The following is a 25493-nucleotide window of genomic DNA, read 5'->3' on the forward strand; positions in this document are numbered from 1 at the left end:
TGCGGGATGAGCTATGCCCCGCAACCGCCCCCTCCCTTCGGTGCAAAACCCACCGGTTTCCCTACCGGCGGCGTGTTTTCGCGGCGTCGGGCCTGTTATTTGGTAGTATCCGAGTTGTGCTTCCACAGAACTGGGACTCCGCCCTCGGGTCCGTTCACGCTGCTGTCGAGAGCCTCATCCGCTCGGTGAGCCCCTCGCGTCTACGGCAGCTGCGTTGGGTCGAACGCGAGCTCGCTCTCGCCACGGCAACCGGCGAACTCCCCTCCCCTGCTCGTGGCGACATCGCGGAGCTCTTGAGCTCCACCGTCGTCGGCGCCTACCTCGACCTCGCCGAGGCCGGCGCGCTTCGCTCCCGTGAACGACGCGACGGTTCGCGCTCGAGCGCGTCCAGCAGCCAGATCCGGCTGCGGTGCCTGCTGATGATCGCCGAAGCCGCCGCTGTCGACCCCTCGCACCTGCGGACCTCCGCCGAGTTCGCGCGTCGGCCGGTCGTCCCGCAGCGCACGGTCGCACAGCTTCAGGAGCAGCTTGCCGGGCTTGCCGAGGCGGCAGCAGGATCGCGCCCGGGCGCGCTGGCGATTCACCGCTTGAGGGCGGTGATCGGCGTCGTCGTGGACACCGGCACCCGCGCGGGTGAGCTGTGCCAGATGACGACCGAGGACGTCGACCTGGGCGAGAGCACCCTGCGTGTGCGGCGCCGGCCCCAACGGTCGACGACGCAGCGTCCCGAGTCACTGCACCCGCTGAGCGGGCCGACGGTGGCGTCGCTGACGTCGTGGCTGCAGGTCCGCGCCTCGCTCGTCGGCGCGCTCCAGGGCGGTGCCGTGAACGCGCTGTGGGTCTCGGTACGCGCCAACCACGTCCCGCCCGGGCGTCCCGTTCCCGCAGGGATGCCCCTGCAGCCACGGGGTCTTGCTCGCAGCTACCGGCGCGAGGTCGAACGGCTCAACGACGAGCACGCCGGGGCACCCGGCTGGCAACCTCTCCCCCTCCGCATGGAGCTGCTGAGGCGAAGCGTCACTCCGGAGCCGGAGATTGCGCCAGCCTCCGCGCTCCACGAGTCCGTGAACGTATCCACCGGAGGTCCTGAGGGAACGCACAGGCACGCTCGCTAGGCTTCACGCGTGAGTGACATCGGAGGAATCGCAGGCTTCGCGGCCGACCTGATGGAGTGGCTCGGTGCCCCCGGAGCAGGCCTGGCGGTGGCGTTGGAGAACCTGTTTCCGCCGATCCCGAGCGAGGTGATCCTCCCGCTTGCCGGATTCACCGCCAGCGTCGGCGACATGAACCTCGTCGCCGCGATCGTCTGCACCACCATCGGGTCGATCGTCGGCGCACTCGCGCTCTACTGGATCGGCCGATGGTTCGGCCGTGACCGCCTGTACGCAGTGGTGGCCCGCATGCCGCTGGTCAAGGTCACCGACGTCGAGAAGACCGAGGCGTGGTTCGCCAAGCACGGGACGAAGGCGGTGTTCTTCGGCCGGTTCGTGCCGATCTTCCGCAGCCTCATCTCGATCCCCGCCGGTCTCGAACGCATGCCGCTGCGCGTGTTCCTCACGCTCACCGCCGTCGGCAGCCTGATCTGGAACACGCTCTTCATCATGCTCGGGTACGCCCTGGGGTCACGCTGGGAGACCGTCAGCGACGTCGTCGGCACGTACTCCAAGGGCGTGCTCGTGCTCGTCCTGGTCGGCGTGGTCGCGTTCCTCGTGGTCCGGCTCGTGCAGCTGCGCAAGCGCCGCCAGGCAGGGCTCCCGGAGGAGCCGTGACCGGCAGGTCTCAGGAGTTGGAGGAGATGTGCTCGATGAGCGCCGTCGTCGACACCGACGGCGTGCGCGGGAAGTAGACGACCTCGCAGAGCTCGGCGAACTCGTCGAACCGGCCCTTCCAGTCATCACCCATCGCGAGCACGTCCGCGCCGAACTTGCGGATGTAGTCACCCTTGAGCTCGAGGCTCTCCTCGAGGAACACCTCGTCGACGACCCCCAGGGCCGACACGATCTCAAGTCGCTCGTCCTGGGTGAAGACGGGCGCGCGCCCCTTCTTGCGGATGTTGAGCGCGTCGGCGGACACCCCCACCACGAGTCGGTCACCCAGCTCAGCGGCGCGCTGGAGGATGCGGACGTGGCCGACGTGGAAGACGTCGAACGTGCCAAAGGTGATCACCGTGCGTTCGCTCACGGCGTCGAGGTTACCGCCCAGTCACGAGGCGCCCTCGCGGGGGGCGCCCCGCGGACACCGCGTCAGCGCGTACGACGGTTGAGGCGGCGCGTCCGGACGACCCACCACATGCCGACGATCGGCAAGATGAGCGGGATGTAGCCGTAGCCTTCGCCGAAACCGCTCCAGACCGTCGCGTCCGGGAAGAGCTCGGGATCGATGACGGTCAGCGTCCCGACGACCAGCACACCGACGAGCTCGACGCCGATGGCGACTGCGGCTACCGTCTCCGAAGTGCTCCCTCGGCGTGCGAGGGCGACGGTCGCGACGATGTAGACGACAGCCGCGAAGGCCGAGAGCAGGTAGGCGACCGGAGCGTCGTCGAAGTGCAGCACGAGCTGGACTCCGCTGCGCGCGGTCGCCGAGATCGCGAACACGGCATAGACAGCGACGAGCATCCGCCCGAAGCCGGACCCGGTGTGAGCGCGCTCGGTATCAGGCATGACCGCTCCAGAGCTGGACGAGACGAGCGACGAGGACCGCGACCGTGAGCATGCCCACGACCACGACGCCGGTCCCCCACCGGCTCTTCTCCGAGACCCCCCAGATCACCGCGGCCGGCGGGATGAGCACGCACGTGATCAGGTAGCCGACGAACGTCACGCCCTCGACGTCGCGTGAGGTGCTGGCCAGGGCGACGCATCCCGCGACGGTCTGCACGATCAGCAGGAGCTCGAGCGCGGCGGCAGCATAGAACAACGGGTTGTCCACTGGCCGGTTGCGGACGAGCAGGTACGCCGCGTAGCCGGCGACGGCGATCGAGGCGAGCGCGACGAGCCAGGCGAACCAGAGAGCCACGGGCAGGTCAGCCCTGCGACGGGCGGAACGCGGCCTGCCCGGTGAGGGCCTGCCCGACGATCAGCGTGTGCATCTCGGACGTGCCCTCGTACGTGAGCACGGACTCGAGGTTGTTCATGTGACGGATCACCGGATACTCCAGCGAGATGCCGTTGGCGCCGAGGATCGTGCGCGACGTGCGGCAGATCTCGAGCGCCTCACGGACGTTGTTGAGCTTGCCGTAGCTGACCTGCTCCGGGCGCAGACCGACCGCGTCCTTACGGCGCCCGAGGTGCAGCGCGAGCAGGATGCCCTTGTTGAGCTCGAGCGACATGTCGGCGAGCTTGGCCTGCGTGAGCTGGAAGCCCGAGATCGGCGCACCGAACTGGGTCCGCGTGCCGGCGTACGCCCGCGCCGCCTCGAAGGAGGAGCGCGCGGCGCCCATCGCGCCCCACACGATCCCGTAGCGCGCCTCGCTCAGGCACGACAGCGGGCCACGCATGCCGGTGACCTCGGGAAGGACGGCGTCGGCGGGGAGCCGGACGCCGTCGAGGACGAGCTCGGCCGTGACGGACGCCCGTAGCGACATCTTGTGCTTGATGGTCGTGCCGGTGAACCCCGGTGTGTCCGTCGGGACGACGAAGCCACGGACGGTGCCGCCGTTGCCCGCCTCACCGGTCTGCGCCCAGACGACCGCGACGTCGGCGATCGAGCCGTTGGTGATCCACATCTTGGCGCCATTCAGGATCCAGTCACCCCCGGCGTCCTGCCGCGCGACCGTCCGCATGCTCGCGGGGTCCGAACCGGAGTCGGGCTCGGTCAGGCCGAAGCAGCCGATCGCTTCGCCGGTCGCCATCCGCGGGAGCCAGGTCTGCTTCTGGTCCTCGCTGCCGAAGGCCCAGATCGCGTACATCGCGAGCGAGCCCTGCACGGACACCATCGAGCGGATGCCCGAGTCGGTCGCCTCGAGCTCCAGGCAGGCGATCCCATACGCGGTGGCGCTCGTGCCCGCGCAGCCGTAGCCCTCGAGGTGCATCCCCAGCAGCCCGACCTTGCCGAACGACCGCATCAGGTCGCGCGCGGGGAGCTCTCCGCTCTCGAACCACTCCGCGACGTACGGGTCGACCTCGTCGGCCAGCATGCTGCGGACCGTGTCGCGGATCGCGATCTCCTCCGGCTGGAGGAGGTCATCGATCCCCAGCGGGTCGTACGAGTCGAGCGCGGGCGGGCGACGAGTGCTCATGCCCCCGATGCTAGTCCCGGGCTCGTCGCCACCGGACATAGGCTGTGGTCATGACCGCACCCACCGGCAGGAGGCGTGTCGTCGAATGGGTCGACGGGGTCGCCCGCGCTCACGAGGACCGGCTCATCGCCGAGGAGCCACTCGAGATCCGGGTCGCCGCGCCGGGCGCGCGGGACCGCCGGCTCGGGGTCACGATGCGCACACCGGGCCACGACTTCGCACTCGCAGCGGGCCTGGTGCTCTCCGAGGGCGTCGTCGCAGGTCGTGACGAGATCGCGGGCATCGCCTACTGCACTGACGCTCGGCTCGCCGAGGAGCAGCGGTTCAACGTGGTGACCGTCGCTCTTGCCGCAGGCCCCGCCCGCGACTGGCAGGAGCGCTCGCTGCGCGCGACGTCGGCCTGCGGGGTGTGCGGCACCGACTCGCTCGACGAGGTCGCGGACCTCGTGGCGCGGCTGCCCGTGCGTCCTGCCTCGCGCTGGGACCCGTCCGCGCTCGCTGTGCTCCCCGACCTGCTGCGCCGCCACCAGCAGCACTTCGACCGTACGGGCGGGGCGCACGCCGCGGGCCTGTTCCGTCCCGACGGCAGCGTGGTCGTGGTCCGGGAGGACGTCGGGCGCCACAACGCCGTCGACAAGGTGGTCGGCCATGCGCTTCTCGAGGGAGGCCTCCTCGGGGGCGACGCGGCACTCAACCTGGCGCTGTGCACCAGCGGGCGGATCGGGTTCGAGGTCGTCCAGAAGGCTGCCGTCGCCGGGTTCACCGCCGTCGTCGGAGTCGGGGCTCCGACGACGCTCGCGGCTCGGCTGTGCGACCAGGCCGGTCTGACGTTGGCCGGCTTCGCGCGCGACGGACGCGTCGTCGTCTATGCGGACGGCGACCCGAGCACGACCTAGGGTGAGCCGCATGGAATCCCGCGACACCTTTCTCCTTGGTGGCGACTTCCCGGTGGCACGGATCGGTTTCGGCGCGATGCAGCTGCCGACCGCCCCGACCGACGCCCGTACGACCTCCGTGGCCGTCCTCCGGCGCGCCGTCGCACTCGGCGTGACGCTGATCGACACGGCGCATCTCTATGGGTGGGGGGCGAACGAAGAGCTCGTGGCCGAGGCGCTGCGCCCCTACCCGGACGACGTCCTCGTCGCGACCAAGGTGGGGGTCGTCAGGGATCCTGTGTCAGGCGACTGGGGATACGACGCACGCCCCGAGTCCCTCAGGAGTCAGGTCGATGAGGCACTGCGTCGCCTCGGCACCGAGCGCCTCGGGCTCCTCCAGCTGCACCGCCTGGACCCGCAGACTCCCCTCGTCGACCAGGTCGGCACGCTCGGCGACCTGCGACGCGAGGGCAAGATCGCGCGGATCGGCCTCTCGGAGGTCACCGCCGACGAGCTCGACGCGGCGCGTCAGGTCGTCGAGATCGCGAGCGTCCAGAACCGCTACAACGTGTTCGACCGCGCGTACGAGCCGGTGCTCGCCGCCTGCGAAGGAGCGGGCATCGCCTTCCTCCCCTGGCGACCGGTCGCCGGGGCGATGGCCGACACCCCTGCGTCTGCGGTCGTGGTCGAGATCGCCACCGAGCTCGGCGCGAGTCCAGCACAGGTCGCGCTCGCCTGGCTCCTCGCACACTCCCCTGTCATCGTCCCGATCCCCGGCACAAAGCAGATCTCCCACCTCGAGGGCAACGTCCGGGCGGGCGATCTCGTCCTGACGAACGCCCACGTCAGCCGCCTGGACGCCCTGAACGACACGCGATCACCAGCACCGTCCTAGACTTCCCCCTCGTGCACCAGGACCCCTCCGCTCCCCACGTCGTGATCGTCCCGGCGATGGGCGTCCCGTCGCCCTACTACCGGACGCTCGCCGCCGCGCTCGACGCGATCGGCTGGACCTCCTGCACGATGGCGGCCCGCGGGATCGACCGTGACACGCAGGCGCCGTCGCGCGGCCACGACTGGGGCTACGCCGAGCTCGTCGAGGCCGTCGCGGACCACGTGTTCAAAGTCCGCACGCAGCATCCGGAGACGCCGATCGTGCTTCTCGGCCACAGCTTGGGCGGCCAGGTGTCGCTCGGCTACCTCCTCGACGGCGGAGCAGCGGACGGGCTGGTCCTGGCGGGAGCGTCGGAGCCGTGGTTCTGGCACTACCGCGCGCGTTCGTGGGGCATCTGGGCGCTCGCCGCGTCGGTGCCGCTGATCAGCGCTCTCTACGGCTACTGGCCACGGTGGGGCTTCGGAGGCCCGCAGCCTCGCACCCTCATGCGCGAGTGGGCGCGGTTCGTGCGGCGTCGCCGCTTCCCGTACCCGAGCGGGCCGTTGCCGGTGGGCAGGCTCCACGTGCCCACGTTCGTGCTGCAGGTCGAGGGCGACATGCTGTCCGTCCCCCGCTCGGCGCGTGCGCTCGCCCGCGTCGTACGGGACGACGACGTGACGTGGTGGGACTACCGGCTCGCCGATGCCCCCGACGATGCACGGATCGACCACCTGGCGTGGGCGAAGGCGCCCGCGCCGGCGGTGGCCGCGCTCCAGGACTGGTGGGCACGGGAGCGCTCCGAGGTCACGGCCGGCTGACGCTCAGAGCGCCCTCGTCCCGAGCGACCGTGCCGTCTCGGCGAACGCCCGCACCTCGGCGGTCTCACGGTCAGCCCTCCAGGTCAGCACCCACTCGGTGTCGGGCACGTCCATGATCGGCACGTACGTCACACCCGGCATCGTGTAGAAGTGGCGCACGTGGGCGTTCAGCGGGGTCACGCCGTCCCCGGCGGCCACGCGGGTCAGGATCTCGTGGAACGTCCGCACGCCGCGCCCACGCCGGATCGGCCGCCCGGCGGGCGTACGGCGTGGCAGCATCGCCTGCTCCCAATAGCTCGGGACGTCGGCGCCCGCGTCGAACGCCGTCTCGTCGCCGAGGACCTCGAGGGAGACCGCCTCCTCTGCCGCGAGCGGGTGGTTGGTCGCGACGGCGAGGACCCGCCCCTCGGTGAGCACCCGTGGGCCGATCCGTACGTCAGGCTCCTCCACCGGCAGCCACGTGACCTGGACGTCCACCTCGCCGCGCCGCAGCCGCCCGAAGGGGTCGCTGAAGTGGAACTCGCGGGGCTCGACCGAGCACCCCGGATGGCGTGCGACGAACGCGTCGACGACCGGGCGCATCTCGTGGCCGACCGCGCCCATCGTCGCCAGCGTCAGGACGCCCTCCGGGACCTGGCAGGACCGGCTCGCGAGAGCCAGCCCTGACTGGATGAGCTCGTACCCCTGCCGCAGGTCGTCGCGCAACCGCGCCCCGACCGGGGTGAGGCGCACCTGCCGGCTGGTCCGCTCGAACAGCACTGTCCCCATGCGCCGCTCCTGCTTCGCGATCGCCTGGCTGACCCGTGCCTGGGACACGTTCAGGCGGTCGGCCGTACGTCCGAAATGGAGCTCGTCAGCAAGGGTCAGGAAGATCTCGATGTCCCGCAGCTCCACCGCCGTACGCCCTCCGCTCACATCACCTGTGGGTTATCGATCCTCCCAGGACTTGTCGTTGTTCCGCCCACTGCCCCGCAACCAGGCTGGAGCCATGAGACGACTCACCTACTTCATCGCCTTGTCGATCGACGGGATGATCGCCGGGCCGAACGACGAGTTCGACTTCTATCCGTCCTCGGACGCCTACAGCGCGTGGATGCTCGACGAGTACCCCGACGTCCTGCCCGCCGTCGGCCGAGAGCAGCTCGGGCTGACCGAGGCCCCGAACCGCCACTTCGACACCATTGTGATGGGGCGCCGGACGTACGAGCCGGGCCTGGCGCTCGGCATGACGAGCCCCTATCCGCACCTGCGCCAGTACGTGGTCTCGACGCGGCAGGAGGAGCTCGCCGACGACGTGACGTACGTCCGCGAGGACCCGGTGGCGCTCGTCAAGTCACTCAAGGCGGAGGACTCGCCGCTCGACATCTATCTGTGTGGCGGCGGACTGCTCGCGGCGACGCTGCTGCCGGAGATCGACCGGATGGTCGTCAAGCGCTACCCGGTCGTCGCGGGTGCCGGGATCTCGGCGTTCGGCGGGGGCCCCTTCGCGCCGACACCCTTCGACCTCACCGACCTCAAGACGTTCCCCGGCGGCAACGCCGTGCTCACCTATGACCGGACCTGAACCCGGACCACCCGATCGGCGGAGCGAGGTCCAGCCGGTCGGAGGATGTGCCGACGCCTCGCCACACGATGGGATGACAGGTATGACGACGACATCCGCGCCCGCCATCGAGGTCCGTGGCCTGCGCAAGACGTACGGCCCGGTGGTGGCCGTCGACCATGTGGACCTCACCGTGTCCGAGGGCGAGATCTTCGGCGTCCTCGGACCCAACGGCTCGGGCAAGAGCACGACCGTCGAGTGCATCGCGGGTCTGCGACGCCCCGACGCGGGCTCTGTCCGCATCCTCGGGCTCGACCCGGTGACCGACCGCGACGCCGTGAAGCGCACCGTCGGAGTGCAGCTGCAGAGCGCCGGACTCCAGGCCAAGCTGCGGGTCCGTGAGGCGCTCGAACTGTTCGCGTCGTTCTACGACGACCCGCGCGACCCTCTCGAGCTGGCGACGCGCCTCGGGCTCGGCGAACGCCTGGACCACCCGTGGCGCAAGCTGTCCGGCGGCCAGCAGCAGCGGCTCGCGATCGCGCTGGCCCTGGTCGGACGCCCGAAGGTGGCGCTGCTCGACGAGCTCAGCACCGGACTCGACCCGCGCTCGCGGCGCGAGGTGTGGGAGCTCGTCGAGGAGATCCGTGCGGAGGGGACGACCATCCTGCTCGTCACGCACCTCATGGAGGAGGCGCAGCACCTGTGCGACCGGATCGCCCTCGTGCAGCGCGGACGGATCCTCGTCACCGACACCCCTGACGGGCTGATCGGTCGTACGGCGGCGCCGTTGATCATGTCGTTCGTGCCTGACCGGACGCTCGACGTCGCGGCGCTCACCGCCCTCGGCGGGGTGTCCGACGTGATGGAGCGCAGCGGGCGCATGCAGGTCGCGTGCGACGACACGGCGGTTCTCGCCGTGCTCGACCGGCTGCGCGACGAGGGTGTCCGACCGGAGCACCTGCGCATCTCCGAGTCGTCGCTCGACGAGGCCTACCTCGACCTGATCACCGCCGACGCCGATGCCAGCGAGTCGGATGCCACCGCGAAGGAGACCGTCTGATGAGCACCACGACCACTTCCCCCGCCGTCGCGATGCTGCGGACCGAGGGCCGGCTCATGCTCCGCGAGCCGGGCACGATGTTCTGGATCGTGCTCTTCCCGACGATCCTGCTGTCGATCCTCGGCGCGATCCCGTCGTTCCGGGAGCCCGACGAGTCGCTCGGGGGCATCCGGGTCATCGACCTCTACGTGCCGATCGCGATCCTGCTGTCGGCGATCATGGCGTCGCTCATGTCGATGCCGGCGGTCATCTCGACCTACCGCGAGAACCAGGTGCTGAGGCGCTATGCGACCACCCCGGCCAAGCCGACGCACATCCTCATGGCCCAGTGGGCGATCCACGGGGCCGGCATCCTCATCGGATCGCTGCTGGCGGTCGCGGTTGGGCGGATCGTCTTCGACGTCGCCCTTCCGGGAGCCCCGCTGACCTACCTCGGGCTGTTCGTCCTCGCCGTGCTGGTCAACCTGTCGCTGGGCGGCCTCATCTCCGGGCTGGCGCCGACGGCGAAGGCCTCGGCGGCGATCGGCACCGTCATCTTCTTCCCGTCGATGTTCACAGCCGGTGTCTGGGTGCCCGTGACCGTCCTGCCCGGGCTCCTCGGCGACATCGTGGCCCTCACACCGAACGGGGCCGCAGTGCTCGCACTCGACGAGGCGGCGGCCGGTCGTGTCCCCGACATGCTGCACGTCGTCGTCCTGGTCGCGTGGACTGTCGGGCTCGGCGCGCTGGCTGCGCGATACTTCCGTTGGGAGTGAGCGCGACGAGGCGACGACGTGAGCGGAAGGCTGGGATGAACGATCTCTCGGAACATATCGAGCGTCGCTGGGCGACGCTCGTCCGTTATGCGCCCTATCCGCTCCTGGCGCTGTCCTTAGCCCTCGCCATCCCGCTCGCTCAGGCGATCGGGACCACGGACCGGCTCCCGCTCCTGGCAGCGCTCGCGGTCGTCGCCGCAGCCGCCCACTGGTGGTGCGTCTCCCGTCGCTGGGGTGCACCGCTCGACGACTGGCTCGGACGGACCTACGTCATCGTCCGCACGGTGTTCGCGTTCGTGCTCTCCTGGTTGAACCCGTTCTTCTGCATCTACGCCTCGATCGGCTACTACGACGCCTCGGTCTATCTGCGGCGACGCGGGACCTGGGCGGTCCTGCTCGTGACGGCGGTGACGATGGCAGGCTCCCAGGCAGGTGGTTGGCCACCCAAGAGCGTCGGCCAGGCCGCCGCCTTCGCCGGCCTGTTCGTCCTCAACGCCGGGCTCGTCTGCCTGTTCACGGTCATGTCGCACAACGAGACCGAGCTCGCCGAGGAGCGCTCGTCGACGATCTCCGAGCTTGAGCGCACCAACGCCCGGCTCGAGCAGGCGATGCGAGAGAACGCCGCTCTGCAGGAGGCCCTCGTGGCACGAGCGCGCGAGGCCGGCAGGCACGAGGAGCGCGAACGGCTGGCCGCGGAGATCCACGACACGATCGCGCAGGGGCTCGCCGGGATCGTGACGCAGCTCCAGGCAGCCGACGACGCGTACGACGATGCCGCCGCCGCCGCCCACCGCAAGCGCGCCGCCGAGCTCGCCCGTGCTTCCCTCGACGAGGCGCGACGCTCGGTGCATGCGCTCGCGCCGGCCGCGCTCGACCATCTCGACGTCCTCGAGGCCGTACGGGCGCGGGCGCACGAGTGGTCGGCGGAGACCGGCGTCCCCGCCGAGCTCGTAGTGACCGGCGAGCCCGAGCCGCTCTCCCCCGACACCGAGGCCGTCGTGCTCCGCGTCGTCCAGGAGTCGCTCACGAACGTCGGGCGCCATGCCCAGGCCTCCCGCGTCGGCGTCACGCTGTCGTACGCAGAGGGCGAGGTCGTGCTCGACGTGCGTGACGACGGGCACGGGTTCGACCTCGCGGCGCCACGACAGGGCTCCGACGGCGCTCACGGGTTCGGGATCGACGGGATGCGCCGACGCGCCCTGCGGGCCGGTGGCGCGCTCGTGGTCGAGTCCGAGCCCGGCGGCGGGACGGCGGTCTCACTCCGCGTACCGTCGGGGGTGCGATGACCGCGCCCGTGCTGCGCCTGCTGCTGGTCGACGACCACCCCGTGGTCCGCGACGGACTGCGCGGCATGCTCGAGGCCTCCCCCGACTTCGAGGTCGTCGCAGAGGCGTCGGACGGCCCGACCGGTGTGCGGCTGGCGGTGTCGCTGCGCCCGGACGTGATCCTCATGGACTTGCGCATGCCCGGCGGTGGCGGTGTCGCCGCGATCGCCGAGCTCGCTGCGCAGCAGATCCCCAGTCGCGTGCTCGTCCTCACGACGTACGACACCGACCGCGACATCATGGCGGCGCTCGACGCCGGGGCCACGGGCTACCTCCTCAAGGACGCGCGCCGCGACGACCTCTTCGCCGCGATCCGGTCCGCGGCACGTGGAGAGTCGGTACTGTCACCTGCCGTCGCGACACGGGTAGTGTCGCGGGTGCTGGCCCGCTCCCAGGAGCTGAGCGGACGAGAGACCGAGGTGCTCGCGCTCGTCGCACGCGGCCGCTCCAACCGTGAGATCGCGAAGCTGCTCTTCGTGAGCGAGGCGACCGTCAAGACGCACCTCGGGCACGTCTACGAGAAGCTCGGCGTCAAGGACCGCGCTGCCGCGGTCGCAACCGCGTACGAGCGCGGCCTGCTCGGGGGGCCTTGACGTTCGTCCCGACATCACGACCCGACATTTCACCCCCGTATCGGGGGGCGAATGTCGGGTCGTGATGTCGGGATGTTCGTCAGGCGCCGGGGATCGGGACGGACGGGTCGTACGGGATGCGGGTGTAGCAGAACGTGCCGATGTCGAGGTGGCTGATCGTGCCGTCCTCGCGTCGGACCACCCGCAGCGTCTCGCCGAGCTGGTAGCCGGACAGGCCGGTCCACGTGTCCGCTCCCGCCGGCGCGAATCGAAACGCGCGGCCTCCGTCGGCCGCGAGCGAGAGGACCTTGCCGTCGTACGCCATCGTGAACGGATGATGGCCCCAGTGCCAGGTGCCGAGCAGCTCGCGCACCCCGTCGGGAAGCTCGCCGGTCGGCGTCCACTCCGGCACGATCACCGGCTCGTGCGCGAGCACCGTCTCGATCAGCGTGCGTGGCAGGCCACCCACGTCGAGCCCGTACGCCGTGTTGGCCAGGACCACGGCGCCGACCCCGCTCTCGCGGTCCACCCACGCCCCCGCGAGGAACCCGGGCATCGATCCGCCGTGACCGGCCAGCACGCGCTCGCCCGCGACCGGCAGGCGCACGCCCAGCCCGTACGACTCCGTGCCCCTCTCGTCAGGGTCACCGGACTGCGGCGTCGTCATCGCCGTGATCACGCGGTCGCTGAGCAGCGTCGGGCGGGCGAGCTCGGCGAGCCACAGGCACAGATCGGCCGGCGTGCTCCAGAGCTGACCTGCCGGCGCCATCGCACCCGTGACCTGGTGCGGCTCCGCGACGAGCATCCCGGTCAGCGCCTCGACCGCATAGCCGTCGGCGTACGGCGTCACTGCGTCGTACGTCGTACGGGTCATCCCGAGCGGGACGAGGATGCGGTCGGCGAGGACGTCGCGCCACGGCGCACCGCACAGCCCCTCGACGACGCGACCGAGCATCGCGTACGACAGGTTGGAGTAGTGGTGGCGCTCGCCCGGCGACAGCACCAGGGAGGCGTCGGCGTTGGCGGCCGCCAGCTCCTCGTACGACCCGCCGGGGCTGCGCTCCCACCAGGGGCCGGCAGGCTCCGCCGGGAGGCCGGCGGCGTGCGACAAGAGGCCACGGATCGTCGCCTCGGCGAACGGGCCCTCAGGGACGTGCTTCCCGACGGTGTCCGCGAGGTCGAGCACGCCCTCGTCGACGAGCTGCATCACGAGCGCGGCGGTGAGCATCTTGGTGAGAGACCCGATGCGGTACTGGGTGTCAGGCGTCGGGCGGCGGTCCTCACCCTCTCGCACCGCCGTGCCCCGGACGCCGGACCACACCACGTTGCCGTCCCGGACGACCGCGGCGCTCAGCGACGGGACGCGACTGCCCGCTTGCGCAGCGGCGATCGCCGCCTGGAGGTGGACGGCGGTCGACGGGAGGATGGGGGGCGTCTGCGGCTGCGAAGTCACTCCGCGAATGCTTCCGGAGGAGGGCATGCGCACGCAAGGTTGCGGTCCCCGTACGCCTGGTCGATGCGGGCGACGGTGGGCCAGTACTTGTCGACGTGGCTCCCCGACGGGAAGGCGCCCGTGTCGCGGTCGTAGGCGCGGTCCCACTCCCCTGCCAGCGCCTTGAGCGTGTGCGGGGCACGACGCAGCGCACTGTCCGCCACCGCGACCTCGCCGCGCGTGACCGCGTCGATCTCCTCGCGGATCGCGATCATCGCGTCGCAGAACCGATCGAGCTCGGTCAGCGACTCGGACTCGGTCGGCTCGACCATGAGCGTGCCAGAGACCGGGAAGCTCATGGTCGGTGCGTGGAACCCGTAGTCGATCAAGCGCTTTGCCACGTCGTCGACGCTGACGCCGCTCGCCTTGGTCAACGGGCGGACGTCGAGGATGCACTCGTGCGCGACCAGCCCGTGGTCTCCGGCGTAGAGCACCGGGAAGTGCTCGCCCAGCCGGTGCGCCACGTAGTTCGCGTTGAGGACGGCCACCGACGTCGCCTCGGTCAGCCCCTTCGCCCCCATCAGCGCCACGTACGCCCACGAGATCTGCAAGATGCCCGCCGATCCGTAGGGAGCCGAGCTGATCGCACCGATGCCCACGCGGTCCTCGGCCAGCGGTGCCATCGGGTGACTCGGCAGGAACGGCTTGAGGTGCGCGGCGACCGCCACGGGGCCGACGCCCGGTCCGCCGCCGCCGTGCGGGATGCAGAACGTCTTGTGCAGGTTGAGGTGGCTGACGTCGCCGCCGAACTCGCCCGGCTTCGCGTGCCCGAGGAGCGCGTTGAGGTTCGCACCGTCGACGTACACCTGCCCGCCGGCCTCGTGGACGATCTCGCACAGCTCGGTGATGCCGTGCTCGTACACGCCGTGCGTCGACGGGTACGTGACCATGATCGCGGCGAGGTCGTCGGCATGCTCCGCGCACTTGGCGCGCAGGTCGTCGAGATCGACCTCGCCGTCGTCGGTAGCCTTGACGACGACGACGCGCATGCCCGCCATCACGGCCGACGCAGCGTTGGTGCCGTGCGCGGACGACGGGATGAGGCAGAGGTCACGGGCCTCGTCACCACGGCTGCGGTGGTAGCCCCGGATCGCGAGCAGGCCCGCAAGCTCGCCTTGCGACCCAGCATTCGGCTGGACGGACACGCCGGCGTACCCCGTGACCTCCGCGAGCCACGCCTCGAGCTGCTTGATGAGCCGCAGCGTGCCCTGGGCATCCTCGGCCGGGACGAACGGGTGCAGATCGGCGAAGTCCGGCCAGCTCACCGGCTCCATCTCGGTCGTCGCGTTGAGCTTCATCGTGCACGAGCCGAGCGGGATCATGCCCCGGTCGAGGGCGTAGTCGCGGTCGGCCAGCCGCGTGACGTAGCGCAGCATCTCGGTCTCGGAGTGGTGAGTGTTGAAGACGTCGTGGGTGAGGTACGAGGAGGTACGCGGCGGCGCCGCCTCCAAAGCATCGGTTGCCCTGCCCTCGACGGTCGGCAGGTCGAGGTCCGTGGCACCGAAGGCCTCCCACACTGTCTCAAGATGCGACGGCGTGGTGACCTCGGACGTGGTGATCCCGACGTGGTCGGCGTCGACGCGCCGCAGGTGGATCCCTGCCGCGCGGGCGGCGCTCACGACGTCGTCGGCGCGTGCGGGCACCCGGGCGACCACCGTGTCGAAGAACGTGTCGTGCACGACCTCGACCCCGTGCTGTCGCAGGCCCTCCGCGAGGACGGCCGCGCTGCGGTGGACGCGGTACGCGATCTGCCGCAGGCCCTCGGGGCCGTGGTAGACGGCGTACATCGACGCGACCACAGCGAGCAGCACCTGTGCCGTACAGATGTTGGACGTCGCGCGGTCGCGGCGGATGTGCTGCTCGCGGGTCTGCAGCGCGAGCCGGTACGCCGGGCGCCCCTCGGCATCGACGGAGACACCGACCAGCCGGCCTGGGAGGTGGCGCTCGAGGCCGTCCTTGACCGCGATGAAGCCGGCGTGCGGGCCGCCGTAGAACATCGGCACTCCGAACCGCTGGCTCGATCCGACCACGACGTCAGCGCCGAGCGAGCCCGGGGACGCGAGCAGCGTGAGCGCGAGCGGGTCGGTCACGACGACGGCGAGTGCGCCTCGCTCGTGCGTCGCGGCGATGACCTCGCTCGGGTCGGCGATCGCGCCGTCCTCGCGCGGGTAGGCGATCAGCGCACCGCACAGGTCACCGTCCGGCAGACCCTGCGAGAGGTCGGCCTCGACCAAGAGGATGCCCATGGCCTCGGCGCGGGTACGGACCACGGCGAGCGTCTGCGGGAGACAACCGGTGTCGACGACGAACGGCTTGTCAGCGTTGCCGCGGACGGCGCGGCGCGTCAGCGTCATCGCCTCGGCCGCGGCCGTGCCCTCGTCGAGCAGCGACGCGTTGGCGGTCGGTAGGCCGGCAAGGTCGGCGACCATCGTCTGGAAGTTGATCAGCGCCTCGAGCCGGCCCTGAGAGATCTCGGGCTGGTACGGCGTGTAGGCGGTGTACCAGCGGGGGTCCTCGAGGACGTTGCGCCGGATCACCGGCGGCGTCACGGTCGGGTGGTAGCCCAGGCCGATCATCGCCACACCAGGGTTGTTCTGGTCCGCCAGGGTGCGCAGGGCTGCGGTCACCTGCGGCTCGGACAGGGCGGGAAGCAGCGACAGCGTCTCGCCGAGGTGGATCCCCTTCGGCACGGCGGCTGCCATGAGGTCGTTGAGGTCGCGGTAGCCGAGCGCCTCGAGCATCCGTGCCTGCTCGGCCGCATCGGGGCCGATATGGCGGCTCGAGAACGGCGCAACGCCGGCAAGGTCGCTCAGACGTGGGATCGTGGACTGGTCGCTCATTCGCGAACTCCCGCAGGCTCGGGTGGGGTCGGTCAACAACCCTCCCCCTCTGTCACGCGACGATGCGCTTCAGAGTGCCTGGGTCACGCGGTCCTGGTGCCTGAGAGGTTCCGGGGAGGAATTGCCCCTTCGGCGCCGTGACGCTGCACGGGCTCTCCCGCGTGACGTGCTCGGCCGTACCCAGTCAGGCTATCAGCCGACGCGACGTGACTTGCTCAACCGACGCGCCGACCACGGCGACGCTGCGCCAGCTCGTCCGACGGGTCGTCCGACACGGCGCGCTCGCTCGGGAGCTCGGAGAGGGTGCCCTCGATCTCGCGCCAGACGCCGCCGATCGCGATGCCGAAGACGCCCTGACCGCCGGCGAGGAGATCGATGACCTCGTCGGTGGAGCGGCACTCGTAGACCGAGACGCCGTCGCTCATGAGCGTCACCGTCGTCAGGTCGTCCGTGCCTCGCTCACGCAGGTGCTGGATCGCGGAACGGATCTGCTGCAGCGAGATGCCGGCGTCGAGGAGGCGCTTGATGATCTTCAGAAGCAGCACGTCGCGGAACGAGTACAGCCGCTGGGTGCCAGAGCCGCCGGCGCCTCGGATGGACGGCTCGACCAGGCCCGTGCGGGCCCAGTAGTCGAGCTGTCGATAGGTGATGCCGGCCGCGCTGCACGCCGTCGGACCACGGAACCCCGAGTCCTCTGGCAGCGCCGACACGTCGTCGTCGAACAGGAGGCCCTGGTCGCCGGCCGCCGCGCGTGCCGCATCGACACCTTCGTACGGGGTCGAATCTTGCTTGCCGCCCACCGGAGCCCTCCGTCTCACCGTCATCTGCCCGTTCAAACTAGGGCCGGACCCCGAGGTGGTCAACGACATCCGCCGCGACTCGCCGGAGCGACCCTCAACCTCAACTCAAGGATGAGGCGCCTATCACGACCCTCCCTCCTCGAAGTCCTCGGGGGTGATCTCGTCGAGGAACTCGCGGAACTTCTCGACCTCCGCTTCCTCCTCGTCAGGCACTCCCACGGAGGACTCGGTCAGGACGTCCTCGTCGCAGTAGATCGGGGTGCCGGTCCGCAGGGCGAGGGCGATGGAGTCCGACGGACGCGCCTCGACCTCCACGCCCGAGGCGAACACCAGGACGGCGTAGAAGACGTGGTCCTTGACCTCCGTGATGCGAACCTCGACGAGCTCGTCGCCCATCGCCTCGATGACGTCTTTGAGGAGGTCGTGCGTCAACGGACGCGGCGGGACGACACCCTGCTGCGCGAACGCGATCGCGGTCGCCTCGACCGCGCCGATCCAGATCGGTAGATAGCGCGGCCCCGAGACCTCCCGGAGCAGCACCAGAGGATTGTTGGTGGGCATCTCCACCCGAACGCCTACGACATCGAGCTCGCGCACGGTCTCAGACTACCCCCGACGACGGAGTCCGTTCTTGACGAGCATCGAGTGGAGCACCACGGAGAGAGACGCCACGTGATGGGCGGTCTCGTCGGCGCTCGCAGCGGCACCGACGTCGCGGCGGCGCCTCAGCGGCTCGACGATCTGCTCCACGATCCCGACCTCGCGGTCGGCTGCAGTACGGAATGCGCGCAGGTGGCGCGGCCCCAGACCAAACCCCGCGAGGTCGCCGAGCGTCTTGGCGATGACGACGTCGGACTCCGAGTACGTCTCTTGCGAAGGCGCGATGAGCCCGTACTGCTCGGCCTCGGCCAGCAGGTCGCTCTCGATGCCCGACGCCTGGAGGAGCTCAGCCCTCCGGAAGCGCATCTCGTGGGGGCCACCGGTGAACGTCTCGGCGCTCGGGAGGCCGTCGGAGGACATGATCACGCGCGGCACCTGCAGCACGCCCTCGTCGTCCGCTCCGACGATCCCGTGATCGAGGTCGTCGAGCTTCTGACGGATCACCTTGAGCGGCCAGTAGGTGTCGCGCTGGACCCGCAGGACGAGGTGCAGGCGCTCCACGTCGGCACGCGAGAACTTGCGGTAGCCGGCGGGCGTGCGCTCAGGCTCGACCAGCCCCTCGGTCTCGAGGTAGCGGATCTTGGAGATCGAGACGTCAGGGAAGTCCGCGCGAAGCTCGTCGAGCACCTCTCCGATGCTCAACCGGGCGGCGTTCGGCGCGGCCTGCGTCACGCTAGCCTGCCTCAATCACGACGTGGAGCCCTTCGCAGCGCTCGGGTAGTAGACCAGCCGGAACTTGCCGATCTGAACCTCGTCACGACTGTTGAGCCGCACGTCGTCGATGCGGTCACGGTTGACGTAGGTGCCGTTGAGGCTGCCGACGTCGCTCACCGTGAAGCCGCCCTCGGACCGACGGAAGAGCGCGTGCCGACGAGACACCGTCACGTCATCGAGGAAGATGTCGCTGTCGGGGTGACGACCCGCCGAGACCTCGTCGGTGTCGAGGAGGAACCGCGACCCCGCACTCGGGCCACGCTGGACCACCAGGAGGGCTGACCCGGGCGGCAGCGCGTCGAGCGCCGCGGCGTCGTCCGCGCTCAGGCCGCCGCCCGACCCCAGATCAGGGTCGGAGGTCGGCGGGAGCGAGATCGTGGACGTCGTCTCCGACGGGCTCTCGGGGACGTCCGGTGTCGGATCGTCCTCGTTCGTGCGCGACATTGCGGGGATCCCCTTCGCTACTCTCAACCGGTACTCGAGGTTGACGCTGTTGCACTGAACCTACGTGCCTGCTGGGGGGCGGTCAACCGACACACCACAGCAGCTGGAGCCCGTTCAGGACTCGATCGACGCTCCGTACGCGGCAGCGTCCATCAGGCCCTCGAGAGCACCCGGATCGGCGATCCGGATGGTCATCAGCCAGCCCTGTCCGTAAGGGTCCGAATTGACCGTCTCGGGCGTCGCCTCGAGGGAGTCGTTGACCGACACGACCTCGCCGGAGACGGGCGCGAACAGGTCGCTCACCGACTTCGTGGACTCGAGCTCGCCGACGACCGCGCCGGCCTCGACCGCCTCACCGGCAGCCGGGAGCTGGAGGTAGACGATGTCTCCGAGCTGGTCCTGTGCGTAGTCGGTGATGCCGACCGTGGCGACATCACCGTCGAGGCGTACCCACTCGTGGTCCGCGGTGTACTGGAGGTCTTCGGGGATCACGGCGTACTCTCCTCGTCGTCAACGTGCGGGCCGAGCGTACTCGGCCTCGCGTTCCTCGGCCAGTGCGGTCACCTCGAGCGAGTCTGTCTGCTCGACGTTGACCTCTCCTCCGAGCGCCTCCACCTGATCGGCGAGGCCCCCTCGGAACATCACTGCCTGGTCCAGCGTATGGGAGTCACCGATCGCCTCGATCACGAAGGGGCGCTTCACCTCACGACCGTCGATGCGGACGACGCCGTTGGAGGAGTCGGTGACGTACGACTGCGCCACTACGCGGACGACGCCGTTGACTTGGATGGCCTCCGCACCGGCGTCCCGCAGCTCCTCGATCGCGTTGAGCAGCGTGCTGGCGCCCACGGTCTCGTCCGGGTCCTCCACGGTGATCACCACGCCGGGCCCGACGACCGGGACGGTGCCGGCGAGGATCGCGAGCGCGTCCGCCGCGCGGCGCGTCTCCTCGACGGCCGCCTGGTTGCGCTCGGAGTCCTGCTGAAGGCTGCGCTGAGTCGCAGCGAGCTCGGACCGCTGCTGGGTCAGACGGTCGTCAGCGCCGTCGAGCGTCTGGAGGAGCGTCACGAGCTCGTCGCGTCGCATGCCGGTGTACTCGTCGTCGTTGGTCGAGCGCACCTGTGTCACCGCGGCGAACCCGAGCAGCAGGAACAGCACCGCGACGACCCACTGGCCGCGCGACGGCCTGCCCGTGAGCGCGTGACGGACGCGCGCCCAGGCCTTCGAGGTATCGGGCGCCGGGTCGCGGTCAGCCATGGCTGCGCCTATGCATGGCTGTACCTATGCATGGGCTGTACCTATGCATGGAAGAGATGCCTCCGGATCGCTGCGGCGTTGGAGAAGATGCGAATCCCCAGGACCACGATGACACCCGTCGACAACTGGGAGCCAACGCCGAGCTGGTCGCCGACGAACACGATGAGCGCCGCGATGAGCACGTTGGAGATGAAGGAGACGACGAACACCTTGTCGTCGAAGCGCCCGTCGAGGTAGGCGCGGATAGCGCCGAACACGGCGTCGAGGGCAGCGACGACCGCGATCGGGAGGTATGGCTGGAGGCCGGCGGGGACGCTGGGCTCGAAGAGCAGGCCCAGCGCGATCCCGATGACCAGACCAAGGACGGCGATCACTTGTCCGACACCTCCAGGACCTTGGCGTGACGGATCGTGGTCGCACGTCGAGGCGCTGCGGGCAGCGTCGCCTCGTCACGCTCGGTCACGTCGAAGCGCATGTCGAAGTTCTCCTCGTAACCTGCCCAGAGCTGGGCCGCGGGTGTGTCGATGAAGTTCCCCGGAAGCGTACGCGGACTGCCGATCGCGGTCACCACATATGGGCTGGTCAACGAGCGGTAGTTGACGGTGATCCCGTCTCCGGCGGCACGGATTGACGACATCGAGGTCAACCGGTTGCCGTTGATCGCGATCGCCTCGGCACCGGACTGCCACAGACCGTTGACGAGCATCTGAAGGTCCTTGTCGCGCACGCGTCCCTCGGGCTTGTCGTCGGCGTCGTCGGCGCTGTCGACCACCACGCGCAGAGCTGGACCGGTCACCGCCACAGTCCCCACGACCGCGCCCTGCTCCTTCGCACGGGCCAGAGCCTCGGCGCCGGACTGCTCGCGGCGTAGGCGTGAGACGGCGTTCGTGAGCACGCTGACCTCCTCCTGATGGGTCGCGATGTCGTCCTTACGCTGCTCGATCTGCTTGATCAGCACGGCCCGCTCGCTCTCGGCGGCCGGGCGGCCGGCGCGGGTCTCGAGGACGGCGAGCGTGATCAGGAGAGCGAAGAACGCGACGACTGCCACCGCCGCGATCCGACCCCGGCGGGTCGGCTCGTGCGGCGCGTGCGTGTAGTAGTCGTCGTCGAGCGGGCGGTCGGTGATGTTCTGGAGCAGAGTCATGGAGTTGCCCGTCACGTCTGCTGACGGCACTGTCCCCGATATCGACCCTGTCGTCATCCCTGCTCGGCGGCCCGCCACGTATGGCTCCTCAGCGCGCCTTCACCGGAGGCACGGTCACCAGGAGGCGGCGTACCTGCCAGACGTACAGGAGCCCGGCCCACCAGTAGAGGCCGACGCCCCAGATCGCGAACGCCCAGCCGAACACGTTGGCGAGGCCGGCGACCGTACCGGTGTCGTCGCCGAGCAGCAGGAGGGGGAATGCGTACAGCAGCCCCGCCGTCGCCGCCTTGCCGAGGAAGTGCACGGGTAGCGAACTGTAGCCACGGGTGCGCAGGAACGGCACTAGCGCGAAGAGCAGGACGTCGCGCAGCGGCAGAAGGATCGCCAGCCACCACGGGATGATGTCGCGCATCGCGAGGCCGAAGACGACAGCCAGGATGTAGAGGCGGTCGGCGATGGGGTCGAGCAGCGCCCCGACCTTGGACATCTGGCCGAGCCGGCGGGCGAGATAGCCGTCGAGATAGTCGGTGAAGCCGGAGACGACCAGCACGACGAGCGCCAGCACGTCGGCCTCCGGGCCGAGGACCAGCCACAGGAACAGGGGCACCCCGAGCAGGCGGACGAAGCTCAGCGCATTGGGGATGGTCAGGACGCGCTCGGCGCTCGAAGCGTTCGTGGCGGCGGTCACTGGTTTCCTTCGGGTTCTTCGTCAGCAGGCAGGTGCGACAAGGTCGGCGGTCACAAGACTAACTGCTCGCCCACGCACACCCGGGGGTCGCCTGGTGAACCCCTCGCTTGCACCGGTGTCTGGGCTGAGAGACTGTGAGGACAACTCAAGAGAATCGATGGAGGACACGTGGCTGAGTACACCCTGCCCGATCTGCCGTACGACTACGGAGCTCTCGAGCCGTACATCTCCGGCAAGATCATGGAGCTGCACCACAGCAAGCACCACCTCGCCTACGTCAACGGTGCCAACACGGCACTGGAGCAGATGGCCGAGGCGCGCGACAAGGACTCGCTCGGGACGGTCAACCTGCTCGAGAAGAACCTTGCGTTCAACCTCGCCGGGCACGTGAACCACTCGGTGTTCTGGCCGAACATGTCGCCCGAAGGCGGCGACAAGCCGGTGGGCGAGCTGGCGGCGGCGATCGACAACTACTTCGGGTCGTTCGACAAGTTCCGCGCGCAGTTCGAGGCCAGTGCCCTCGGCATCCAGGGCTCGGGCTGGTCGATCCTCGCGTGGGAGACGCTCGGCCAGCGGCCGATCATCTGCCAGCTGTACGACCACCAGGGCAACCTGCCGGTCGGGCTGGTCCCGCTCCTCATGCTCGACATGTGGGAGCACGCGTTCTACCTGCAGTACCAGAACGTGAAGGCCGACTACGTCAAGGCCTGGTGGCACCTCGTCAACTGGGCGGACGTGCAGGCGCGCTTCGAGGGCGCGCGCACGAACACGACGACGCTCTACACGCCGTAGCCCCGCTACGTCGTGAAGGGCTAGCCACGCGGAGCCCGGTCGGACGACTCCGGCCGGGCTTCGTGGGCTTCGGGGACGGGCTTGTCGGGTGCAGGCTTCTGCGGCGCCTTCTTCTGAGGCGACGGGCGCCCGGCCAGTCCGGCGAGATAGGCGTTGTATGCCGCGAGCTCGGCGCCGTCGTTCTTGCTCGCGTTGCGGTCGTGCCGTACGGCGTCGCGTGAGTCAGATCGGAACCACTGCACGAACAGCGCCCCCATCACGAGCACCAGCGGCACCTCGCCCATGGCCCACGCGATCCCGCCGCCGAGGTATTGGTCGGACAGCAGGTCGGTCGCGTACGGCCGCTCGAGCTGGTTGTAGTACCCGCTGGCGATGACGCTGGTCATCGCCATGAGCGTGATCGAGAAGAACGCGTGGAACGGGATCGTGACGAGCAGGATCACGAAGCGCCACAGCGGGGCGATCCGACGTGGCGACGGATCGATGCCGATGATGACGTAGTAGAAGAGTGAGCCGGCCGCGAGGAAGTGCAGCTCCATCAGGCCGTGCCCGACGTGGCTCTCCATCGCGGTCTCGAAGATCGGCGTGAAGTAGAGCCCGTACAGGCTGCCGACGAAGATCGCCGTCGCGAACAGCGGGTGTGTCACGACGCTGACGAAGCGGGAGTGCAGCAGCGAGACCAGCATCTGGCGCGGTGACACGTCGCCCTTGCCGCGCGGGCCCGGGAGCGTGCGCAGGGCGAGCGTCACCGGAGCACCAAGGATCAGCAGGATCGGCGCGACCATGCTGAGCATCATGTGCGAGACCATGTGCGCGCTGAAGAGCACGTGCGAGTAGACGCCGAGCCCGCCGAAGGTCGCCCACGCGACCATCACGAGGCCCGCCATCCACGAGATCGTGCGGCCGACCGGCCAACGGTCGCCGCGACGGTGCATCACCAGCAGGCCCTTGACGTAGAGCGCGAGGCAGAGCCCGACGACGGCGAGACCGACGCCGTTCGGTGTGAATCCCCAGAGCAGGCGCCACAGCGTCGGATCCGGCGGCAGCGGGCCGCCGAGGATCGCGTTGACGGTGGTGTCGTACAGGTCGTCCGGGCGTGGCGTCGGGGTGCGCGAGAGCGCCACTGCCACGGCCACGGTCATGCCCATGACGATCAGCTCGACCGCGGCGATGCGCAGGAAGAGGCGGCGCGCCGGGCCGCGGACCGCCGCGTCGTCCGACAGGCCGTCGGCTTGCTCGAGCGAGGTGACCGTACGGCGGCGGTGGACGAGGCCGAGACCGGCGAGGACGACCAGGGCGAGGACCTTGAGACCGATCAGCAGGGCATAACGGGAGTCGAGGTCGGACAGGCCCTGGATGCGGGTCGCGGCGTTGACGACGCCGGAGACGGCGAGGATCGCCACGCACCACACCGCGAGGGTGGAGAACCGCGTGACGGCTGCAGGAAGGCGACGGCTTCCCATGAGCGCGACCCACGCGAGGCCGGCGAGTCCGCCGACCCACAGCGCCGCGCCCACGAGGTGGAGCAACATGCTCACGATCGCGAGGTCGTGCGCGCCTGCGCCCGCGGAGTGGCCCGACATCGCCTGCGGAACGAACCCGCCGAGGGCGAGCCCGAGCAGCAGCGCGGCCGCCCTGACGCTGAAGGTCCGGCGGGCGAGGACGGCGACGAGCAGGGCGATCACAATCTGCGCGAGCTGCGCGCGGCCCGTCTCAGAACCCGTGCCGTACTCGGTGAAGAGGTTCCACGAGAGCGCCGACGGGGGCGTCCCGAAGAGCTGCGAGGTGCTGAAGAAGAACAGCACGAGGGTCGCGCCTGCCCACGCGAACGCCGTGGTCGACGCCACGCGGACCGAGCGCGCCGCAAGGCCCTGCACCTCGCGGGCGCTGGAGGGGAGGAGAAACGCCGCGGTCGTGAGGAACCCGACCGTCGCCAGCCCGGCGAGGTCGGAGAGCACCCGCGAGACCATGAGCGCCCATCCGGTGAACACACCCGGATCGGGTATGCCGAGCGGGGCTGTTGCCGGGAGCGCGGCGCCCAGCGCCAAGGCCACGTACAGGGTGGCGAACGTGGCCAGGAACGCTCCGACGGCCCAACGTACCGGCGCGGTCATCACGCGTCCTCCTTGTCTTCGCGCCGCCGGGGCCACAGCAGCAGCGCAGCGGCAGCGATCACACCGGCAGCCCCCCACAGGAAGTGGGCCCGGTGTTCGTGCACGAACCCCGCACCGGTGTCCTCGTCGTCCTCAGCGCGGGTCTTCTCGACGGTACGCCCCTCGGTCACGGTGACGTACACCGAGCCGTCGATGGGGTGCCCGTCGGCGGACACGACGCGGTAGGAGATGCGGTACTCCCCCGCGATGTCGGCCGGGTTGGTGGTCGCACGGACGCTCTTCCCGTCCGTCCGGGCCTCCCCCGAGGCGACCTGGGTGCCGTCCGGCGCCTCGGCGACGACGTACGCCGGGGTGGTCACGCGCTCGTTGAAGGTCAGGACGATCTCGTCCGGCAGGATCGCCACGGTGGAGCCGTCCGCGGGCGTCGTGGAGACGAGGACGGCGTGGCCGACCGCCGTCGGGCTGCTGAGGACCAGCAGCCCGACG

General features: G+C 70.0%; 29 protein-coding genes and 1 riboswitch. Of the genes, 11 read left to right on the forward strand and 18 right to left on the reverse strand.

The window, feature by feature from the left end; genetic code table 11:
- Nucleotides 1–116: 116 nt before the first annotated feature.
- Nucleotides 117–1115, forward strand: coding sequence for a site-specific integrase (locus tag ACFSDF_RS19820; RefSeq protein WP_167002615.1), 999 nt, complete (start codon nt 117–119; stop codon nt 1113–1115).
- 9 nt (nt 1116–1124) lie between these two features.
- Nucleotides 1125–1769, forward strand: a complete 645-nt coding sequence (locus ACFSDF_RS19825) for a DedA family protein (protein WP_243842931.1) — start codon at nt 1125–1127, stop codon at nt 1767–1769.
- 10 nt (nt 1770–1779) lie between these two features.
- On the opposite strand, the gene ACFSDF_RS19830 is transcribed toward ACFSDF_RS19825, so the two are convergent.
- From ACFSDF_RS19830 to ACFSDF_RS19845, 4 genes are all read right to left on the reverse strand, one after another.
- Nucleotides 1780–2181: an FAD synthase family protein gene (locus ACFSDF_RS19830; protein ID WP_167002613.1), complete on the reverse strand. Its 402-nt coding sequence runs from the start codon at nt 2179–2181 to the stop codon at nt 1780–1782.
- Nucleotides 2182–2243: 62 nt separating this feature from the next.
- Nucleotides 2244–2663 carry a hypothetical protein gene (locus tag ACFSDF_RS19835; RefSeq protein WP_167002611.1) on the reverse strand — a complete coding sequence of 140 codons (420 nt, stop codon included), beginning with the start codon at nt 2661–2663 and terminating at the stop codon, nt 2244–2246.
- Nucleotides 2656–3018, reverse strand: coding sequence for a hypothetical protein (locus ACFSDF_RS19840; protein WP_167002609.1), 363 nt, complete (start codon nt 3016–3018; stop codon nt 2656–2658). Before ACFSDF_RS19840 ends, ACFSDF_RS19835 begins: the two co-directional genes overlap by 8 nt.
- Before the next feature lie 7 nt (nt 3019–3025).
- A complete protein-coding gene (locus ACFSDF_RS19845; protein ID WP_167002607.1) occupies nt 3026–4240 on the reverse strand; it encodes an acyl-CoA dehydrogenase family protein in 1215 nt (404 codons plus the stop codon).
- A 50-nt stretch (nt 4241–4290) separates the two neighbouring features.
- Between ACFSDF_RS19845 and ACFSDF_RS19850 the strand changes: the two genes are divergently transcribed.
- Genes ACFSDF_RS19850 through ACFSDF_RS19860 form a run of 3 tightly spaced genes read left to right on the forward strand, consistent with a single transcriptional unit; the run spans nt 4291 to nt 6807 of the window.
- Nucleotides 4291–5136, forward strand: coding sequence for a formate dehydrogenase accessory sulfurtransferase FdhD (locus ACFSDF_RS19850; protein WP_377158886.1), 846 nt, complete (start codon nt 4291–4293; stop codon nt 5134–5136).
- A gap of 10 nt (nt 5137–5146) precedes the next feature.
- Nucleotides 5147–6010 (forward strand): aldo/keto reductase, encoded by an 864-nt coding sequence (locus tag ACFSDF_RS19855; protein WP_377158889.1) that lies wholly within the window; start codon nt 5147–5149, stop codon nt 6008–6010.
- A gap of 11 nt (nt 6011–6021) precedes the next feature.
- The gene (locus ACFSDF_RS19860) at nt 6022–6807 is read left to right on the forward strand and encodes an alpha/beta fold hydrolase (RefSeq protein ID WP_167002601.1); all 786 of its coding nucleotides are present in this window, start codon (nt 6022–6024) and stop codon (nt 6805–6807) included.
- A 3-nt stretch (nt 6808–6810) separates the two neighbouring features.
- Here the strand turns inward: ACFSDF_RS19860 and ACFSDF_RS19865 are convergent, their stop codons facing one another.
- The gene (locus ACFSDF_RS19865; protein WP_208322322.1) at nt 6811–7722 is read right to left on the reverse strand and encodes a LysR family transcriptional regulator; all 912 of its coding nucleotides are present in this window, start codon (nt 7720–7722) and stop codon (nt 6811–6813) included.
- Between the two features lie 73 nt (nt 7723–7795).
- Here ACFSDF_RS19865 and ACFSDF_RS19870 point away from each other — a divergent pair, with 73 nt between their 5' ends.
- The 5 genes from ACFSDF_RS19870 to ACFSDF_RS19890 all read left to right on the forward strand — a co-directional run bounded on the left by ACFSDF_RS19870 (nt 7796) and on the right by ACFSDF_RS19890 (nt 12083).
- Nucleotides 7796–8371 carry a dihydrofolate reductase family protein gene (locus ACFSDF_RS19870; RefSeq protein ID WP_167002599.1) on the forward strand — a complete coding sequence of 192 codons (576 nt, stop codon included), beginning with the start codon at nt 7796–7798 and terminating at the stop codon, nt 8369–8371.
- Nucleotides 8372–8453: 82 nt separating this feature from the next.
- Entirely contained in the window at nt 8454–9410 is a 957-nt protein-coding gene (locus ACFSDF_RS19875) for an ABC transporter ATP-binding protein (protein ID WP_377158895.1), read from the forward strand.
- Complete coding sequence (locus tag ACFSDF_RS19880) at nt 9410–10165, forward strand: ABC transporter permease (RefSeq protein ID WP_167002595.1); 756 nt, start codon at nt 9410–9412, stop codon at nt 10163–10165. The genes ACFSDF_RS19875 and ACFSDF_RS19880 overlap by 1 nt, the downstream gene beginning before the upstream one ends.
- A 35-nt stretch (nt 10166–10200) precedes the next feature.
- Nucleotides 10201–11451 (forward strand): sensor histidine kinase, encoded by a 1251-nt coding sequence (locus tag ACFSDF_RS19885; protein ID WP_377158899.1) that lies wholly within the window; start codon nt 10201–10203, stop codon nt 11449–11451.
- Nucleotides 11448–12083, forward strand: a complete 636-nt coding sequence (locus ACFSDF_RS19890; protein ID WP_167002591.1) for a response regulator — start codon at nt 11448–11450, stop codon at nt 12081–12083. Before ACFSDF_RS19885 ends, ACFSDF_RS19890 begins: the two co-directional genes overlap by 4 nt.
- Nucleotides 12084–12162: 79 nt before the next feature.
- Here the strand turns inward: ACFSDF_RS19890 and ACFSDF_RS19895 are convergent, their stop codons facing one another.
- From ACFSDF_RS19895 to ACFSDF_RS19945, 11 genes are all read right to left on the reverse strand, one after another.
- Nucleotides 12163–13515, reverse strand: a complete 1353-nt coding sequence (locus tag ACFSDF_RS19895; RefSeq protein WP_377158902.1) for a serine hydrolase domain-containing protein — start codon at nt 13513–13515, stop codon at nt 12163–12165.
- Nucleotides 13512–16394 (reverse strand): aminomethyl-transferring glycine dehydrogenase, encoded by a 2883-nt coding sequence (gcvP, locus tag ACFSDF_RS19900; RefSeq protein WP_377158905.1) that lies wholly within the window; start codon nt 16392–16394, stop codon nt 13512–13514. Before gcvP ends, ACFSDF_RS19895 begins: the two co-directional genes overlap by 4 nt.
- A 78-nt stretch (nt 16395–16472) precedes the next feature.
- A riboswitch (glycine riboswitch) is annotated at nt 16473–16564 on the reverse strand.
- A 45-nt stretch (nt 16565–16609) separates the two neighbouring features.
- The gene (locus tag ACFSDF_RS19905) at nt 16610–17194 is read right to left on the reverse strand and encodes a MerR family transcriptional regulator (RefSeq protein ID WP_377158908.1); all 585 of its coding nucleotides are present in this window, start codon (nt 17192–17194) and stop codon (nt 16610–16612) included.
- A gap of 123 nt (nt 17195–17317) precedes the next feature.
- Nucleotides 17318–17791, reverse strand: coding sequence for a bifunctional nuclease family protein (locus tag ACFSDF_RS19910; protein WP_167002583.1), 474 nt, complete (start codon nt 17789–17791; stop codon nt 17318–17320).
- Between the two features lie 9 nt (nt 17792–17800).
- Nucleotides 17801–18526: a transcriptional regulator FtsR gene (gene ftsR, locus ACFSDF_RS19915; protein WP_377158911.1), complete on the reverse strand. Its 726-nt coding sequence runs from the start codon at nt 18524–18526 to the stop codon at nt 17801–17803.
- Between the two features lie 15 nt (nt 18527–18541).
- A complete protein-coding gene (locus ACFSDF_RS19920) occupies nt 18542–19012 on the reverse strand; it encodes an FHA domain-containing protein (protein ID WP_167002581.1) in 471 nt (156 codons plus the stop codon).
- 114 nt (nt 19013–19126) lie between these two features.
- The gene (gene gcvH, locus ACFSDF_RS19925) at nt 19127–19504 is read right to left on the reverse strand and encodes a glycine cleavage system protein GcvH (protein WP_167002579.1); all 378 of its coding nucleotides are present in this window, start codon (nt 19502–19504) and stop codon (nt 19127–19129) included.
- Between the two features lie 18 nt (nt 19505–19522).
- Nucleotides 19523–20269: a DUF881 domain-containing protein gene (locus ACFSDF_RS19930; RefSeq protein WP_167002578.1), complete on the reverse strand. Its 747-nt coding sequence runs from the start codon at nt 20267–20269 to the stop codon at nt 19523–19525.
- A gap of 41 nt (nt 20270–20310) precedes the next feature.
- A complete protein-coding gene (locus tag ACFSDF_RS19935) occupies nt 20311–20643 on the reverse strand; it encodes a small basic family protein (protein ID WP_167002576.1) in 333 nt (110 codons plus the stop codon).
- The gene (locus ACFSDF_RS19940; RefSeq protein WP_167251033.1) at nt 20640–21413 is read right to left on the reverse strand and encodes a DUF881 domain-containing protein; all 774 of its coding nucleotides are present in this window, start codon (nt 21411–21413) and stop codon (nt 20640–20642) included. Before ACFSDF_RS19940 ends, ACFSDF_RS19935 begins: the two co-directional genes overlap by 4 nt.
- Before the next feature lie 88 nt (nt 21414–21501).
- Nucleotides 21502–22101, reverse strand: coding sequence for a CDP-alcohol phosphatidyltransferase family protein (locus ACFSDF_RS19945; RefSeq protein ID WP_167002572.1), 600 nt, complete (start codon nt 22099–22101; stop codon nt 21502–21504).
- 168 nt (nt 22102–22269) lie between these two features.
- Here ACFSDF_RS19945 and ACFSDF_RS19950 point away from each other — a divergent pair, with 168 nt between their 5' ends.
- Nucleotides 22270–22893, forward strand: coding sequence for a superoxide dismutase (locus ACFSDF_RS19950; RefSeq protein ID WP_167002570.1), 624 nt, complete (start codon nt 22270–22272; stop codon nt 22891–22893).
- A gap of 20 nt (nt 22894–22913) precedes the next feature.
- Here the strand turns inward: ACFSDF_RS19950 and ACFSDF_RS19955 are convergent, their stop codons facing one another.
- Both ACFSDF_RS19955 and ACFSDF_RS19960 read right to left on the reverse strand, forming a co-directional pair.
- A complete protein-coding gene (locus tag ACFSDF_RS19955; RefSeq protein WP_377158918.1) occupies nt 22914–25007 on the reverse strand; it encodes a bifunctional copper resistance protein CopD/cytochrome c oxidase assembly protein in 2094 nt (697 codons plus the stop codon).
- Nucleotides 25007–25493: copper resistance CopC family protein (locus ACFSDF_RS19960; RefSeq protein ID WP_377158921.1), on the reverse strand; the 487-nt coding region annotated here is incomplete at its 5' end. The genes ACFSDF_RS19955 and ACFSDF_RS19960, both read right to left, overlap by 1 nt.

This window comes from Mumia zhuanghuii, assembly GCF_042681565.1.
In the GTDB taxonomy this organism is placed as follows: Bacteria; Actinomycetota; Actinomycetes; order Propionibacteriales; family Nocardioidaceae; genus Mumia.

Bases quoted from the DNA above. Each gene is read 5' to 3' on its own strand.
- ACFSDF_RS19940 (WP_167251033.1), bottom strand. From the start codon at position 21,413: ATGACTCTGCTCCAGAACATCACCGACCGCCCGCTCGACGACGACTAC.
- ACFSDF_RS19835 (WP_167002611.1), bottom strand. From the start codon at position 2,663: ATGCCTGATACCGAGCGCGCTCACACCGGGTCCGGCTTCGGGCGGATG.
- ACFSDF_RS19930 (WP_167002578.1), bottom strand. From the start codon at position 20,269: ATGGCTGACCGCGACCCGGCGCCCGATACCTCGAAGGCCTGGGCGCGC.
- ACFSDF_RS19855 (WP_377158889.1), top strand. From the start codon at position 5,147: ATGGAATCCCGCGACACCTTTCTCCTTGGTGGCGACTTCCCGGTGGCA.
- ACFSDF_RS19920 (WP_167002581.1), bottom strand. From the start codon at position 19,012: ATGTCGCGCACGAACGAGGACGATCCGACACCGGACGTCCCCGAGAGC.
- ACFSDF_RS19885 (WP_377158899.1), top strand. From the start codon at position 10,201: ATGAACGATCTCTCGGAACATATCGAGCGTCGCTGGGCGACGCTCGTC.
- ACFSDF_RS19890 (WP_167002591.1), top strand. From the start codon at position 11,448: ATGACCGCGCCCGTGCTGCGCCTGCTGCTGGTCGACGACCACCCCGTG.
- ACFSDF_RS19845 (WP_167002607.1), bottom strand. From the start codon at position 4,240: ATGAGCACTCGTCGCCCGCCCGCGCTCGACTCGTACGACCCGCTGGGG.
- ACFSDF_RS19955 (WP_377158918.1), bottom strand. From the start codon at position 25,007: ATGACCGCGCCGGTACGTTGGGCCGTCGGAGCGTTCCTGGCCACGTTC.
- gcvP (WP_377158905.1), bottom strand. From the start codon at position 16,394: ATGAGCGACCAGTCCACGATCCCACGTCTGAGCGACCTTGCCGGCGTT.
- ACFSDF_RS19880 (WP_167002595.1), top strand. From the start codon at position 9,410: ATGAGCACCACGACCACTTCCCCCGCCGTCGCGATGCTGCGGACCGAG.
- ACFSDF_RS19870 (WP_167002599.1), top strand. From the start codon at position 7,796: ATGAGACGACTCACCTACTTCATCGCCTTGTCGATCGACGGGATGATC.
- ACFSDF_RS19875 (WP_377158895.1), top strand. From the start codon at position 8,454: ATGACGACGACATCCGCGCCCGCCATCGAGGTCCGTGGCCTGCGCAAG.
- ACFSDF_RS19850 (WP_377158886.1), top strand. From the start codon at position 4,291: ATGACCGCACCCACCGGCAGGAGGCGTGTCGTCGAATGGGTCGACGGG.